This is a genomic window from Pseudomonas resinovorans NBRC 106553, assembly GCF_000412695.1.
GTDB lineage: Bacteria > Pseudomonadota > Gammaproteobacteria > Pseudomonadales > Pseudomonadaceae > Metapseudomonas > Metapseudomonas resinovorans_A.
The window spans coordinates 2,940,110-2,953,542 of the sequence record NC_021499.1; the positions used below are offsets into that span (position 1 = coordinate 2,940,110).

Here is a 13,433-nt window from a genome sequence, read left to right on the forward strand (position 1 = left end):
GCGACGCTGCGCTGCCTCGAACGCATCTGGTTTCAGCGCGGGGGAATCGAGTAGGTACCCACGACATGGGCCACTGGTTCTTCCTGCCCCTCCGAATACAGGGACACCTCGCCCATGGCGAGGGTCTTGCCCACCTTCATCAGCCGGCATTCGCCGATGACCGATTTGCCCGCCGCGGGTTTGCGCAGGAAGTTGATGGTCAGGCTGGTGGTCACCGCCAGCGGCACGATGCCGATCTCGCCCAGCAGCGCCACATACAGCGCCACGTCGGCGATGGCCATCAGGGTGGGCCCGGAGACGGTGCCGCCGGGACGCAGGTCGGATGTGTCCACGGCCTGGGAAACTCGGGCGCAGCGATCGCCCACGGACTCGACCACTATTCGGGCCTGGGGGAATTCCTCCTTGAGGAATCGGGCGATGGCGTCTTTCCGGTCGGTCATTTCGGCTTCCTGGTGCAAGGCATGAACTACCAATATGCCCGGGCTCACGGGGACTTCGCCACTCGCGGAGCGTCGAAGGCGCCGCGTTGACCTGGTGCAATGTGCTGATCACCTTCCTTGGCTAAGCTGCGGGGACCTTGTCCATAGGGGGTGCCGAATGGCATTCGTCGATTCGATCGTCGCCCGCGTCCTGACCCTGGAAACCAGGCTCCATCACGCCCACGCGCGCCTTGCCGCGCGCACCGACAGCGAGGCCCTGCACGACCTGCGGATCAACCTGCGCAAGCTGCGCAGCCTGTTACGCCCGATGCGCCGGCTGGAGGCGCCGAGGCAACTGGATGCGGCGGCCGCCGATGTCGGCCGGCTGACCACGCCGGTACGCGACCTGGAGGTGCTGATCGTGGAACTGCGCCGCCAGGGCTTTCATGACCAGGCCGAGCGCCGTGAACGCTTGCTGGAGTCGCGCTACGCCAGCATCCAGGCCAGTGCCACGCTGCGTCATTTCGAAGCGGTGCTCGACGGCTGGCCGGCGAAGATGCGTGACGCCGAGCGCAGCGGCGAGCTGCAGCGTTTGCGTGGACGGGTCGAGGTACGCCTGGAGCGGCAATTGCAGCGCTTGCGCGAGGCGCTGGCCGATCCCGACTTCGACCGCCATGCGCTGCGCCTGCTGGTCAAACGCATGCGCTACGCCCACGAAGCCTATGCCGGACTTTCGCCCATCACGGACGAAGTGGCGCGTGCCTTGAAGGCCGTGCAGTCCGCCCTGGGGGATTGGCACGATCACTTCCAGTGGTGCCTGAAGGCGGACCAGGAGGCGGACCTGCTGGTGCTCAAGGACCGCTGGGAAGTGGCCGGCGAGGCGGAATTGAAAGCGGCGGAGGTTCAGTTGTCGATCCTGGCCGAGTACCTGGGGGTGGCGGTGCCTGGCCAAGGCTAGGCACGCCGTGATGGGTTCAGACCAGCTCTGGCTCGGCGGTCGTCGCGAAGAGGTCGAGGCCGGTGGCGCGGGCGGCGCGCAGGTAGTGCGCCGGGTCGCGGGACTCCGACTCGTAGACCAGTTGCGAGCTCAGCACGCTGGCGCCGCAGTAATCGAATATCCCGTGCTCGATCTGGGTCTTCATGGCATCCCCGTAGCCGTGCCGCTCGAACAGGCCGGCATCGCCGGCGGCGACGCCGATCAGGTGGACCTTGAGGTGGCGCAGCTTCTTCTGCAGCGCGCCGTCCGCGCTGTAGCCGAACGCCCAGCCGTGGGAGAAGACCCGCTCGACCCAGCTCTTCAGCAGCCCCGGCAGCGACCACCAGTAGACCGGAAACACCAGCACCAGGCTGTCGGCGCGGTCGATGCGCGCCTGCTCGGCCAGCACATCGGCCGGCGGCGTCGCTTGCTGGCGGTGGACGTTGAGGTCGGCCATGCCGTAGCGCTGGTCGAAGCCTTCGGCGGCGAGGTCGGCCAGCTCGAAGCTGTGGCCGGCCGCCTGCAGGCCTTCGGCGACCTGGGCCGCCAGGCTGTGGGTGAGCGAGTTGGGATCGGGGTGGGCGACAACGATCAGGGCGTGCATGCGTGGAACTCCTGTAGCGGATTTGCGGCAAGTGGGTCGGCCCGATATGCTGGGCGCAAGTTACTTTCAGTAAGTTACGATTGGTAAGTTACCTTTGGTAGGTTTCCTATGTCAACAGATGACGGGCAGGTGCGTCCGCGCCGGCGCTTATCCCGGGAAGAACGGCAGCGGCAGTTGCTGGACCTGGCCTGGCAGATGGTCCGCGAGGAGGGCACCGATGCCCTGACCCTGGGCCGGCTGGCCGAGCTGGCGGGCGTGACCAAGCCGGTGGTCTACGACCACTTCGGTACCCGGGCGGGGCTATTGGCGGCTCTTTTCATCGAATTCGATACACGCCAGACGGCGCTGATGGAGGCCGCCCTGCAGGCCAGCGACGCCAGCCTGGCGGGCAGGGCCGAGGTGATCGCCGCGGCCTATGTCGAGTGCGTGTTGCTGCAGGGGCGGGAAATTCCAGGGGTGATCGCGGCGCTGACCGGTTCACCGGAGCTGGAAGCCATCAAGTGCGAGTACGAGTCGTTGTTCATGGAGAAATGCCGCGCGGCACTGGCGCCGTTCGCCGGCGAGCGCGGCATCACCCCGGCGGGTCTGCGGGGGATGCTGGGGGCGGCGGAAGCCCTGTCCCATGCCGCCGCCACGGGGGAAATCAGCGCGATTGAGGCCAGGGACGAAATCCGCGCGAGCATCATCGCGATGGTCGAGCGCTGCGCCCGCCGGGGGTGAGCACGGTCAGGCGTGCTGGTTCGCCACTGGGCGGGTAGCCGCCTTGCCGGGGCGCATCCGGGCGATCAGGACGCGGCCATACAACAAGCCGACGATGCCCGCGATCAGCGAGGCGGCGAGCACGCCGAGCTTGGCGGCGCTGAGCAGCTCCTGCTGGGTGAAGGCCAGGTTGGCGATGAAGATCGACATGGTGAAGCCGATGCCGGCCAGGCAGCCGATCAGGCCCATCCACCACCAGTTCATGCCCGGGGGCAGACGGCACCAGCCGAGGCGCACCAGCAGGAAGCTGCTCGCCAGCACACCCAGCGGCTTGCCCAGCAGCAGGGCCAGCATGACGCCGGAGAACACCGCCAGTGAGTTGCCGTCGGCCAGGTTCACCCCGCCCAGGCTGACGCCTGCGTTGGCCAGGGCGAACAGCGGCATCACCAGGTACGCGACCCAGGGGTGCAGCGCCATTTGCACGCGTCTGACCGGCGGCAGCAGTTCGCGCTGGGCCAGGCGCAGGTGCTTGACCGGTTGCGCCAATGCCGCGGCGCCGCCATCGGCCTGTTCACGCTGGGCGATATCGCTGATGGCTTGCGAGGCCATCTCCAGGGGCGGCTCCATGACCCTGATCGTGCGTACCGGCGTTATCAGGCCGAGCACGACACCCGCAAGGGTGGGGTGGGCGCCGGTTTTCAGCAGGCCGAACCAGAGCAGCGCGCCCGGCAGCAGGTAGGCATAGGCCGAGCCGACGCCGATCCGTTGCAGGCCGAGCACCAGCAGGATGCCGGCGCCGGCGATGACGAAGCCCACGGGGTCGAGGCCACCGGAATAAAACAGGGCGATGATCAGTACCGCGACTATGTCGTCGATGATCGCCAGGGTGAGCAGGAACACCCGCACCGATGCCGGCACGGAGCGCCCCAGTAGCGCCAGTACGCCCACCGCGAAGGCGATGTCGGTGGCGGTCGGCACCGCCCAGCCCTGGCGCAGGCCATCGGCGCTGTTGAAGGCGAGGTAGAGCAGGGCGGGAACCACCACGCCACCGAGGGCGGCGAACATGGGCAGGGCGGCGAGCTTGATGTTGGCCAGCGCCCCTTCGTGGATTTCCCGGCGGATCTCCATGCCAACCACCAGGAAGAACAGGGTCATCAACCCGTCGTTGATCCAGAAGTGCAGCGAGTTGGACACCACGAAATCGCCGATGCCGAAGGACAGCGGCATGTGCCAGAAGTGTTCGTAGCCGCTGGCATGGGGCGAGTTGGCCCAGATCAGCGCGACCGCGGCCGCGATCAGCAGGACAATGCCGCTGACGGCCTCGATATGGAGGAATTTCTCGAAGGTGGAGAATGCCTTGTCGGCAATACGCTGCGCAGCCGGCAGCGCCTTTGGGGAAGGGGCTTGGTTCATGCTCGTCAATACTCGGCGGCTTGTGCGGCGGCCCGACCAACACATGAAACCTGTCTGGCCGCTCACAGGGCAGCCAGACACCCGGGCCGTAAACTACCGCGCCTTTTCCGATTTGACCAGTACGACTTTTCTTCTCGGCGGATCAGAGCTCCAGGCTGTGGATCACCTGGGTCGCGTCATGGGGGTCGCGCCGGCAGTTGAATCCCAGTGCGCGGGCGGTGCGCTGCATGCCTGCGTTGGTGGCGGCGTCCACCGAGTAGATGCGCTTGAAGCCGTTGTTGCGGGCGGAGTCGATGAGGTGGCGCATCAGCACCACACCCAATCCACGACCGAGCCAGTCATCGGCCACGGTCACCGCGCATTCGCAATGGCCGGGCTCGTCCGTGGCGGCGTAGCGGCTGACGCCGACTTCGATCAACTCGCCATCCCGGTGTACCAGTGCGACGAAGGCCATGCGGTCGCGGTAGTCGACGTCCATCAACTGGTCGAGGAGCGCCGGGCTGGCCTCCTTGATCGCGCAGAGGAACCGCAGGTGGCGGGTTTCGGGGGACAGCCGCCTGATGAATTCCCGTTCCCGCTCGCGATCTTCCGCGCGCAGCGGCCGGATCAGGACGTGGCTGCCATCGTCCAGGGCCTCTATCCAGTGGTCATCGGCGGGAACGGCGGGGGAGGCGGTGAGGGGTTGCGCACTCTGTAGCCGGGACATGCTGCGTACTCCGTCTGAAGATCCTGTGGCTATTTCAGCGCCAAAGCGCTCCAGGGGATTTGATCGGGGTCAAGGCAGGCGCGGCTTGTGTTGCCGGGGGCGATCGCGCCGGCGAACCGGCGCGATCCTGAGGATCAGAGGATGCTCAGCGGGTACTCGATGAAGGCGCGGACTTCATTGAGGTCCGGGCCCACATCGTTGTCGGCGCGGTAGATCGAGTTGCGCAGCTTGAAGGACAGATCCTTGGCCGGGCCTTCCTGCACCACGTACTTGAACTGGTTGAAGATCTCGCGCTCGGTGGCGTTGTCGTCGCCGGCTACGGAGATGTTGCTGCCGCGCACATAGGCGAACTTGTAGGAGAGACCCGGTACGCCGTAGGTGGCGAAGTCCAGCTCGTAGCTCGCCTGCCAGGAACGCTCGTCCTTCAGGTTGAAGTCGGCGTAGTAGGAGTTGGCCACGTAGATGGTGCTGCCGCCGTCGCCGAAGTCGTAGGCATAGCCGGCGTCGCCGGTGTTGCGCTGGTGGGCGAGGATGAAGGCGTGGGCGCCCACGCTGTACTTGGCCGCCAGGCTCCAGATGGTGTTGCGGTCGTCCTGGCCATCGCCACCCATCGCCAGGGCGGCGACGGAGCCGTCGTCGTACTTGGTGCGGTAGATGTTGAAGTCGAAGTTCAGCGCCTGCAGGTCGCTGAAGGGGATGTTGTAGTTAACGTTGGCGTAGTACTTCTCGAACATGTCCTCCACGTCGGAGTGGTACAGCGACACGCTCAGATCGTCGCTGACGGCGTAGCTGCCGCCGAGCACGTCGATGCTCTTGAGGCGGTTGGGGTCGCGGGCCGGGTCGCCCATGGGGCTGTCGCCGGTGAAACGACCGGCGTTCAGTTCCAGGCCCTCGATCTCCTTGCTGGTGACCAGGGTGCCGGTGAAGGACTGCGGCAGCAGGCGGCTGTCGTCATAGGCGAGCACCGGCAGGGACGGGAACTGGTTGCCGTACTTGATCACGGTGTTGGAGAACCGCAGCTTCACCGCAGCACCGGCCTGGGACAGGTCGTCCACCGGGCGGCCTTCGCTGTCGGTATCGAAGAAGGCGGCGTAGTTGCGGCCCCGGCCGCTGTCCAGTTTCACCCCGAGCAGGCCGAAGGCGTCCACGCCGAAACCGATGGTGCCCTGGGTGAAGCCCGACTCGAAGGTGCCGATGAAGCCCTGGCCCCAGGTCTTGGCATCGTTGGCGCCGTCCTTGAAGTCACGGTTGAAGTAGGCGTTGCGCAGCAGCAGGGTCGCGTTGGCGTCCTCGACGAAACCCTTGGATTCGGACTGCTCGCTGGCAATGGCGTACTGGGTTCCCACGGAAAGGAACGCGCAGGCGGCCGCGATGCGAGTGCGGTTGTTCATAGTTGCTCCTGATATCTGGCCTTGTTGGATTTTGTTTAGGCAGGGTGCTGCGAATCTGACCAGGTGTCGGCTGTTGCAGACACCTGCGGACTATTTGATTGTTTGATGTTTCAAAGGGGGTCCAGCAATGAAGCAGCCGCGCAAGAGTTATCACTTGATCGTCATTGATCAAGCTAAGGTTATTAATTCCCTGTATCGATGATATTGATAACCCATGTGCAGCCCAAGGCGTTAGGCTGGTCGGGATGAATTCACAGGCTGTTGGTCGCCTTATTGGTGATTGACAGATTGCTCCAATTCATCTCCTTTGGTTTGTTTGCCGCCTCCCCTGGAGGCGGCTTTTTTATGCCCGCAGAAAAGCAATTGAACAATTCATGATCGCTTCTTGATGATGAAGCCGCTCAAGGGCGAGTGTTCCAGTAATCCTGAATACTGTCGATCGGGTTCTGGAGTGCATGTCTAGAACGATACCGATAATCGGGCGGATCAAATGACATCGCCGAACATCCGGGGTTGACAAGAGTCCGCTGGATAGTCATGCGATTCAATATTTCTGAGTGTTTTTTCATCAACTTTCATGGTCTGGAAAGTTGAGTGTTTTCGCGATTACCAGATAATCGCCAAGAGAAGCAAGTATCGTTTCGAATGACTGGGAAGTTACTTCGGATAATTGACGGGCGGTATAGGCGTATGACTGCTCCGTTGTTACGGCAAGCGGCCATCCACCGCCGACGGCTTCCCACGCTCCCCCCATTGAGGCCAGTTGGCCAGCCTTGCGTTCCTCCTGCATGATGCGAGCGATTCGCGAGCCCCCACCATCGATTAGCGTTGAAACCAGCCAGGAAGCCTGATCATGTCCGTAGCCGAACTCCTGAAGAAACGCATCTCCGTCCGTGCCTTCAGCGATTCACCCGTCACCGCGCAACAGGTTCTGGACCTGCTGGAAACCGCGCGCTGGTCACCCTCTGGGGGCAACCTGCAGCCGTGGAAAGTCGTGGTGGTCAGCGGCGCCGAACGGCTCGCCGTGGAGCGCCTGGCCATGCAGGCCCTGTCGCGCAATCCGGGGGGCGAGGCGGGCGACCATCCGATCTACCCGCAAGGTCTGGCCGAACCCTATCGCACGCGCCGCTACCGGATAGGCGAGGACCTCTATGAGCTGATGGGCATTCCCCGCGAAGACAAGGCTGCACGATTGCGCGCGGTGGCGCGCAACTACCAGCTCTTCGGCGCGCCGGTGGGGCTGTTCTTCGTCATCGACCGTTCCATGGGCCATGGCCAGTGGGCCCACCTGGGCATGTTCATGCAGTCCCTGGCGTTGGTTGCCGAGGAGCAGGGCCTGGCCACCTGCATGCAGGAAGCCTGGGCCATGGTTCGGGACAGCCTGCACCAGCACTTCCAGCTGCCGGACAACGAGCTGGTCTATTGCGGCATGGCCCTGGGCTACGCGGACCGCTCCGCGCCGGTCAACGGCCTGCGCTCCGAACGCGCGCCGGTGGAGGAGTTCGCCGTGCTGCGTGGCTTCGACTGAGTCGAGCGGGGCGACACCACGGAGTCGGCATGGAGGCGCCCGGCGCGGCGGGCATCAGGCGCCAGGCAGGCGGGCGATCCACTTACCGGCCTGGCCACCGCTTTTCAGTTCCGCGAGGGCGGCGGGCAAGGCGGCGAAGTGGAACTCGCGCAACCTGGGCGGTTGCAGCGCGCCACCGGCCAGGGCCTGGAACATGGCTTCGCCGGCTTCGCGCAGGGCCTGCCAGTCCGCTGGCGCGGCACAGGCGTGAACGCTGTTGAGGGCGACTTCGTGGAGGGAAATGGCGCTGGTGAAGGGCGGCAACGGCGCCTGTTCCTGGCGGTCCTGGATGCACACCAGATGGCCGTTGTAGCCCAGCAGGGAGGCCAGCTGGGCGGCATGGGCGCCACTGACGGTGTCGAACAACGCGTACAGGCGGCGCTCACCGAGGCGCGCTTGCAGGGCCTCCGCCCATTGCCCGTCGCGATAGTCGAACACGCCGACCGCACCCAGTCCCAGGAGCAGGTCGTGATGGACCGGCGCCGCCGTGGCCCAGACGCGGAAACCGCGTCGCACCGCCAGCTGCAACAGGTACAGGCCCACCGCGCCACCGGTGCCCACCACCAGCAGGTCACGCCCAGCTGCCGCCGGAACCTTCTCCAGCGCTTGCCAGGCGGTGAGGCCGGGACAGGGCAGGGAGGCAGCCACGCCATCATCCAGGGCGTCGGGCACCCGCAGCAGGGCGCGGGCATCCAGAAGAGCGTATTCGGCGAAGCTGCCATCCCGCGCCAGGGATTGGTGGTAGGCCACGCGCGTGCCGGGCCTGAGGGTCACTCCTGCGCCGGTGGCGACGATCTCGCCGGCGGCGTCGACGCCGGGCACCTGGCCCGCGTTCCAGTCGGCGCGGCCCCAATCGATCATCTTCCAGTCCACCGGGTTGAGGGCGATGGCGCGGTTGGCCACCAGCACTTCGCCGGGGCCGGGTTGCGCCAGGGCCTTGCGTGCCAGTCGCAGTCCGGCCAGGCCTTGGCCGGGTGTCCAGCACCAGGCGGCGTAGTCAGCGGTCATGGGAGACCTCCGGGGAAATTGGGCGGTGCAGTATCGCCACCCGGGCCCCGTGGAAACAGGCCGGATGTGGCACAAGATAGTTGCTGGGAGGTCATGAATCAGCCGCGTGCCCGGCGCCGTTTTCTCTCGCCGGGAGCCGCCCGCCAACCGAAGGCAATTGAGCTAGGCTCCCTTATCAATAGCTGGCACGGATCGGATCTTCGGGGCGGGGAGCTTCAGTCATGGGGAAGGGGACATATTCGTGGATCGGCGCCTGCCTGGGTCTTGCCTGGCTGGCGCTGTCCTGGCCGGCCTGGGCACAGGAGGGTGCGACGGAAACCGCCGCACCGGCCCCGGCGGTAGAACTGAAGATCGCCAATCGGGGCATCGTCACGCTGCGTGACACCCTGCTCGGCGAGACGCCGGAAACCCGGGTCGCTCGGGCGGAGGCGGTGATCCGCGAAGTGCTGGAGGGCACCGAGGAGAAGGAAGTCAGGCTCGACACCATCCAGAACAGCTACCTGGTCCTGCTGGGGGACCGGCGCGCCTTCATCCTCTCGCCACAGGACCTCGGGCCGGGGGACAGTGACGTCCAGCAGGCCGCCGAAGCCGCCGCGAAGAACCTGCGCCGGGTGGTGGAGGAGACCCGCGAGGCCCGCAGTTTCCGCTTCCTGCTGACCGCAACCGGGTTCTCCGCCGCCGCGACGCTGCTCTATGTGTTGCTCCTGCGGCTGGTTTTCCATACACGCCGCAAGCTGTTGGGACTGTTGCCCAAGGCGATGCGGCGCCACTCCCGCGCCCTGCGGATCGGCGAGACGCAGCTGCTGGACACCAGCAACCTGTTCACCGTCTTCAAGCGCCTGCTGGCGCTGGTCAGCTGGGCCCTGGCGCTTCTGCTGACCTATGAATGGCTGAGCTTCGTCCTCGAGCGCTTCCCGTATACCCGGCCCTGGGGCGAGAGCCTCAATCGCTACCTGGTGCAACTGGTCACCTACCTGCTCGATGCCATAGTCGGCGCGATACCGGGGCTGGTCATCGCCCTGGCGATCTTCTTCATCGCCCGTGGTGTCAGCGGTTTCATCCGGCGCCTGCTGCAACGCATGGCGGCACCCGGCACCATCAGCTGGCTCAATCACGAAACCCTGCAACCCACCACGCGGTTGACGTCACTGGCCATCTGGCTGTTCGCCTTCGCCATGGCTTATCCCTACCTGCCCGGCGCGGAGACCGAGGCCTTCAAGGGGCTGTCGGTGCTGATCGGCCTGATGATCTCCCTGGGCGCGTCCAGTGTGGTCGGGCAGGCCGCGGCCGGCCTGATCCTCACCTATACCCGCACGCTGCGGCCCGGCGAGTTCGTCCGGGTGGGCGAGCACGAGGGCACGGTCACCGAACTGGGCATGTTCACCACCACCATCCGCACGGGCCTTGGCGAGGTGCTGACCATCCCCAACTCGATGATCACGGGCTCGGTCACCAAGAACTACTCCCGTGTGGTCCAGGGTGTCGGCTATGTGGTGGATACGGTGGTCACCATCGGCTACGACACGCCCTGGCGGCAGGTCGAGGCCATGCTGAAGGAGGCCGCCAGGCGCACCCCCGGCATCCTGCAGAAGCCGGTGCCCCAGGTGTTCCAGACCGCGCTCTCGGACTTCTATCCCGAGTACCGCCTGGTGGCCCAGGCCGTGCCCAGCGAGCCGAGGCCGCGCGCCGAGTTGCTGAGCATGCTGCACGCCAATATCCAGGACGTGTTCAACGAGTACGGCGTGCAGATCATGTCGCCGCACTACCTGGGCGACCCGGCGCAGGAAAAATCGGTACCCAGGGACAGGTGGTTCGCGGCGCCGGCCCGGGATGAAGGGAGCGAGGGTCCAGGGCGATGATCGATCTCGCATTCGACGCGTTGCGTTCCAACCCCGAGATCGCCGTGTTCCTGGCCATCTCCCTGGGTGTGCTGATCGGCCGGGTCCAGATCGGCAGCTTCCACCTGGGCTCGGTGGCCGGGGCGCTGCTGATGGGGCTGATCATCGGCCAGATCGGCATCGAAGTACCTCCGGTGCTGAAATCGGTGTTCTTCGTCATGTTCATCTATGCCGTCGGCTTCAAGAGCGGCCCCGAGTTCTTCGGCAGCCTGAACCGGGGCACGCTCAAGCTGGTGCTGTTCTCCGTGGTGCTCTGCGCCGTGGCGCTGGGCACCATCCTGCTGATGAATGCGATTTTCCACTTCGATGCCGGCTTCACCGCGGGCCTCGGCGCCGGCGCGCTGACCGACACGGCGATCATGGGCACCGCCAGCAGCGCCATCAATCACCTGCCCCTGGACAGCGCGGCGCGGGCCCAGCTCAACAGCCACATGGCCATCGCCTACGCCATCACCTACCTGTTCGGCACCATCGGCCTGATCGTCTTCGTCGGCAGCATCGCGCCCAAACTGCTCGGGGTGGACCTGCGCGCCTCGGCCCGGGAACTGGAGCTGGAACTGGGGATCGCCAGCGGAGAAGAAGCCATCAGCATTCCCTACACCCGCATCGTGGTGCGCGCCCACCAGCTGGAGGCCGGATCCGCAATCGGCAAGACCATCGCCGATGTCGAGGGGGCGCATACGGCCTTGAGCGTGGAACGGGTGGTGCGCAATGGCCAGGTGTTCGAGCGCGATCCGAACCTTGTGCTGGCAGCGGGAGACATCCTCGGGGTCTACGCCCTGCGTGAAGCGGTGGGTGCGCTGGATGAGTGGGTGGGGCCGGAAATCGACCACCCCGAGTCCCTGTCCTTCCCCACGCACTCGGCGGACATCGTCCTGACCTCGGCGGAGTTCGCCGGCAAGACCCTCCACGAGATCAAGTCGCGCCTGGTGGGCAGCGAACGCATGGGCTGCTTTGTGGAAGGCATTACCCGCCAGGGGCTGGACCTGCCGCAGCTGCCCAATACCGTGCTGCGCCGTGGCGACGTGATTTCCCTGACCGGGCGCACCTCCAGCGTCGAGGCACTGGCGGCGCAACTGGGGCGGATCCGCGAGAAGAGCTACAAGAGCGACATCGCCGTGCACACCCTGGGCATGGTGCTGGGCTCGCTGCTGGGCATGCTGTCGACCCATATCGGCATGATCCCGGTGGAACTGGGCGCGGGAGGCGGCGTGCTGGTGGCGGCCCTGGTGATCGGCTGGCTCAACTCCCGGCATCCGGAGCGGGGTGCATTACCGCCAGCGGCTCAGTGGGCCTTTTCCGAGTTCGGCCTGACCGCCTTCGGCGCCGTGGTCGGGCTGCTGGCGGGGCCGGCGGCGATCACCGCCATGCAGGACCAGGGGGTGGCGCTGCTGTTCGCGGGGGTGGTTGTGACCTTGCTGCCGCCGCTGGTGGCGCTGTATTTCGGCCGCTATGTGCTGCGCCTGCATCCGATGATCCTGTTCGGTGCCCTGGCCGGCGCCCAGACCGAGGCGGCGTCGATGAACAAGATCATCGAGCTGTCCGGCAGCAACACCCCGGTGATCGGCTTCACCGTCTGCTACGCCATCTCCAACGTGCTGCTGGCGGTCTGCGGGCCCATCATCATCTTCGTGGCGGCCTGATCGGCTGATCGGCCGGGCGGCGCTGTTCCAGCAACTGCCGCCGGCGGGCGCCGGGCGTCATGTCGAACCAGCGCCGACAGGCGCGGTTGAACACGCTCTGTTCGCTGTAGCCGAGCATGCCGGCGATCTGCGACAGGGGAATGTCCCGCTCCACCAGGTAGAAATCGGCGCGTTCCTGGCGAATCTCTTCCAACAGTTCCTCGAAGCGGCAGTCGAGTTCAGCCAGTTGCCGCTGCAGCGTACGTTCGTGCAGGCCGAGCTGTTCGGCCACCAGGGGCAGGCGGCATTGCTGGGTGGGCAGCAGGCGCAAGACCAGGCGCCGTACCCGGTCCAGCGGGTCGGTGGGAGCCAGTTGCTGTGCCTGGCTGAGGTACTGCACCAGCACGCGGTGCAGGGCCGGGTCGTGCTGCTCGATGCGCTGGGCCAGCTGGCGTTCGCTGATCACCAGGGCGTTGCAGGCCTGGTTGGTGTAGGTCTCGCAGCCGAAATAGCGCCGGTAGCGCGCCAGCGGCAAGGGGCTGCCGCCAGCCAGCAGCAGGGCCTTGGCGCTGAAGGTCGGCCCGCACAGGAGCTTCATGGTGTTGTGGGCTACGCCGAGCGCCAGCTCCACCATTTGCCGGCGCGGGCCGGGCACCTTGATCTCGATCACCAGGCGCGGTGACTCCGGGTCGCTGCGGTCCAGGTCCAGCAGCACGCCGGAGCTGTGGTAGCCGATGAAGCGGACGATTTCCGTCAACGCGTGGCCCACCGTCAGTGCGTTGCGCGCCATCAGCGCAATCGGGCCCAGTACGGCGAGGTTCTGGTAGTCGGCCATGCGCAGGCCGAAATCGGCGGCGCCGAGCTCATCGGCCGCCTGCTCCATCACGCCCACCAGCGAGCGCAGCGGTACCCGCGCGTCTTCGTCGTCGAGCAGTTCCGGACGCACGCGAAAGCGCGAGAGGAGGAGGGTGGGGTCGTGCCCGAGCTGGCTGACCAGTTCGCGAAAGCCGCCGAACGAGGTGGTTCTGATCAAGGGTTCCATGTCGGCAAAGATCAATTATCTGTCAGCAAAGATCAATCCTTGCCATGCCTGTCCGACGAAGAATCCCAGGGCTACTCCCCACTTCGGA

At 65.9% G+C, this 13,433-nt stretch carries 12 protein-coding genes; 5 read left to right on the forward strand and 7 right to left on the reverse strand.

All coding sequences use genetic code 11. From position 1 onward, the window contains the following. Nucleotides 1-32: 32 nt before the first annotated feature. A complete protein-coding gene (locus tag PCA10_RS13290; RefSeq protein WP_016492609.1) occupies nt 33-440 on the reverse strand; it encodes a PaaI family thioesterase in 408 nt (135 codons plus the stop codon). Between the two features lie 157 nt (nt 441-597). On the opposite strand from PCA10_RS13290, the gene PCA10_RS13295 reads away from it, so the two are divergent. After that, nucleotides 598-1,377 carry a CHAD domain-containing protein gene (locus PCA10_RS13295; protein WP_016492610.1) on the forward strand — a complete coding sequence of 260 codons (780 nt, stop codon included), beginning with the start codon at nt 598-600 and terminating at the stop codon, nt 1,375-1,377. A 16-nt stretch (nt 1,378-1,393) separates the two neighbouring features. Here the strand turns inward: PCA10_RS13295 and PCA10_RS13300 are convergent, their stop codons facing one another. Continuing rightward, nucleotides 1,394-1,999 (reverse strand): NAD(P)H-dependent oxidoreductase, encoded by a 606-nt coding sequence (locus tag PCA10_RS13300; RefSeq protein ID WP_016492611.1) that lies wholly within the window; start codon nt 1,997-1,999, stop codon nt 1,394-1,396. A 108-nt stretch (nt 2,000-2,107) separates the two neighbouring features. Between PCA10_RS13300 and PCA10_RS13305 the strand changes: the two genes are divergently transcribed. After that, a complete protein-coding gene (locus PCA10_RS13305) occupies nt 2,108-2,719 on the forward strand; it encodes a TetR/AcrR family transcriptional regulator (protein WP_041770252.1) in 612 nt (203 codons plus the stop codon). Between the two features lie 6 nt (nt 2,720-2,725). On the opposite strand, the gene nhaA is transcribed toward PCA10_RS13305, so the two are convergent. From nhaA to PCA10_RS13320, 3 genes are all read right to left on the reverse strand, one after another. Then, nucleotides 2,726-4,111 carry a Na+/H+ antiporter NhaA gene (nhaA, locus tag PCA10_RS13310; RefSeq protein WP_016492613.1) on the reverse strand — a complete coding sequence of 462 codons (1,386 nt, stop codon included), beginning with the start codon at nt 4,109-4,111 and terminating at the stop codon, nt 2,726-2,728. A 142-nt stretch (nt 4,112-4,253) separates the two neighbouring features. Beyond that, the gene (locus PCA10_RS13315) at nt 4,254-4,817 is read right to left on the reverse strand and encodes a GNAT family N-acetyltransferase (protein WP_016492614.1); all 564 of its coding nucleotides are present in this window, start codon (nt 4,815-4,817) and stop codon (nt 4,254-4,256) included. Nucleotides 4,818-4,951: 134 nt separating this feature from the next. After that, nucleotides 4,952-6,208, reverse strand: coding sequence for an OprD family porin (locus PCA10_RS13320; protein ID WP_016492615.1), 1,257 nt, complete (start codon nt 6,206-6,208; stop codon nt 4,952-4,954). 853 nt (nt 6,209-7,061) lie between these two features. Between PCA10_RS13320 and PCA10_RS13325 the strand changes: the two genes are divergently transcribed. Then, a complete protein-coding gene (locus PCA10_RS13325; protein WP_016492616.1) occupies nt 7,062-7,736 on the forward strand; it encodes a nitroreductase in 675 nt (224 codons plus the stop codon). Nucleotides 7,737-7,790: 54 nt separating this feature from the next. On the opposite strand, the gene PCA10_RS13330 is transcribed toward PCA10_RS13325, so the two are convergent. Continuing rightward, nucleotides 7,791-8,783, reverse strand: coding sequence for a zinc-binding dehydrogenase (locus tag PCA10_RS13330; protein WP_016492617.1), 993 nt, complete (start codon nt 8,781-8,783; stop codon nt 7,791-7,793). 221 nt (nt 8,784-9,004) lie between these two features. Here PCA10_RS13330 and PCA10_RS13335 point away from each other — a divergent pair, with 221 nt between their 5' ends. Together PCA10_RS13335 and aspT are read left to right on the forward strand one after the other, a co-directional pair. Then, nucleotides 9,005-10,642: a mechanosensitive ion channel family protein gene (locus tag PCA10_RS13335; RefSeq protein ID WP_016492618.1), complete on the forward strand. Its 1,638-nt coding sequence runs from the start codon at nt 9,005-9,007 to the stop codon at nt 10,640-10,642. After that, entirely contained in the window at nt 10,639-12,324 is a 1,686-nt protein-coding gene (gene aspT / locus PCA10_RS13340; protein WP_016492619.1) for an aspartate-alanine antiporter, read from the forward strand. Before PCA10_RS13335 ends, aspT begins: the two co-directional genes overlap by 4 nt. Here the strand turns inward: aspT and PCA10_RS13345 are convergent. Continuing rightward, on the reverse strand, nt 12,305-13,345 hold the full coding sequence (locus PCA10_RS13345; RefSeq protein ID WP_041770715.1) for an AraC family transcriptional regulator: 1,041 nt from the start codon (nt 13,343-13,345) through the stop codon (nt 12,305-12,307). The two genes, aspT and PCA10_RS13345, sit on opposite strands and share 20 nt — an antisense overlap. Nucleotides 13,346-13,433 lie beyond the last annotated feature (88 nt).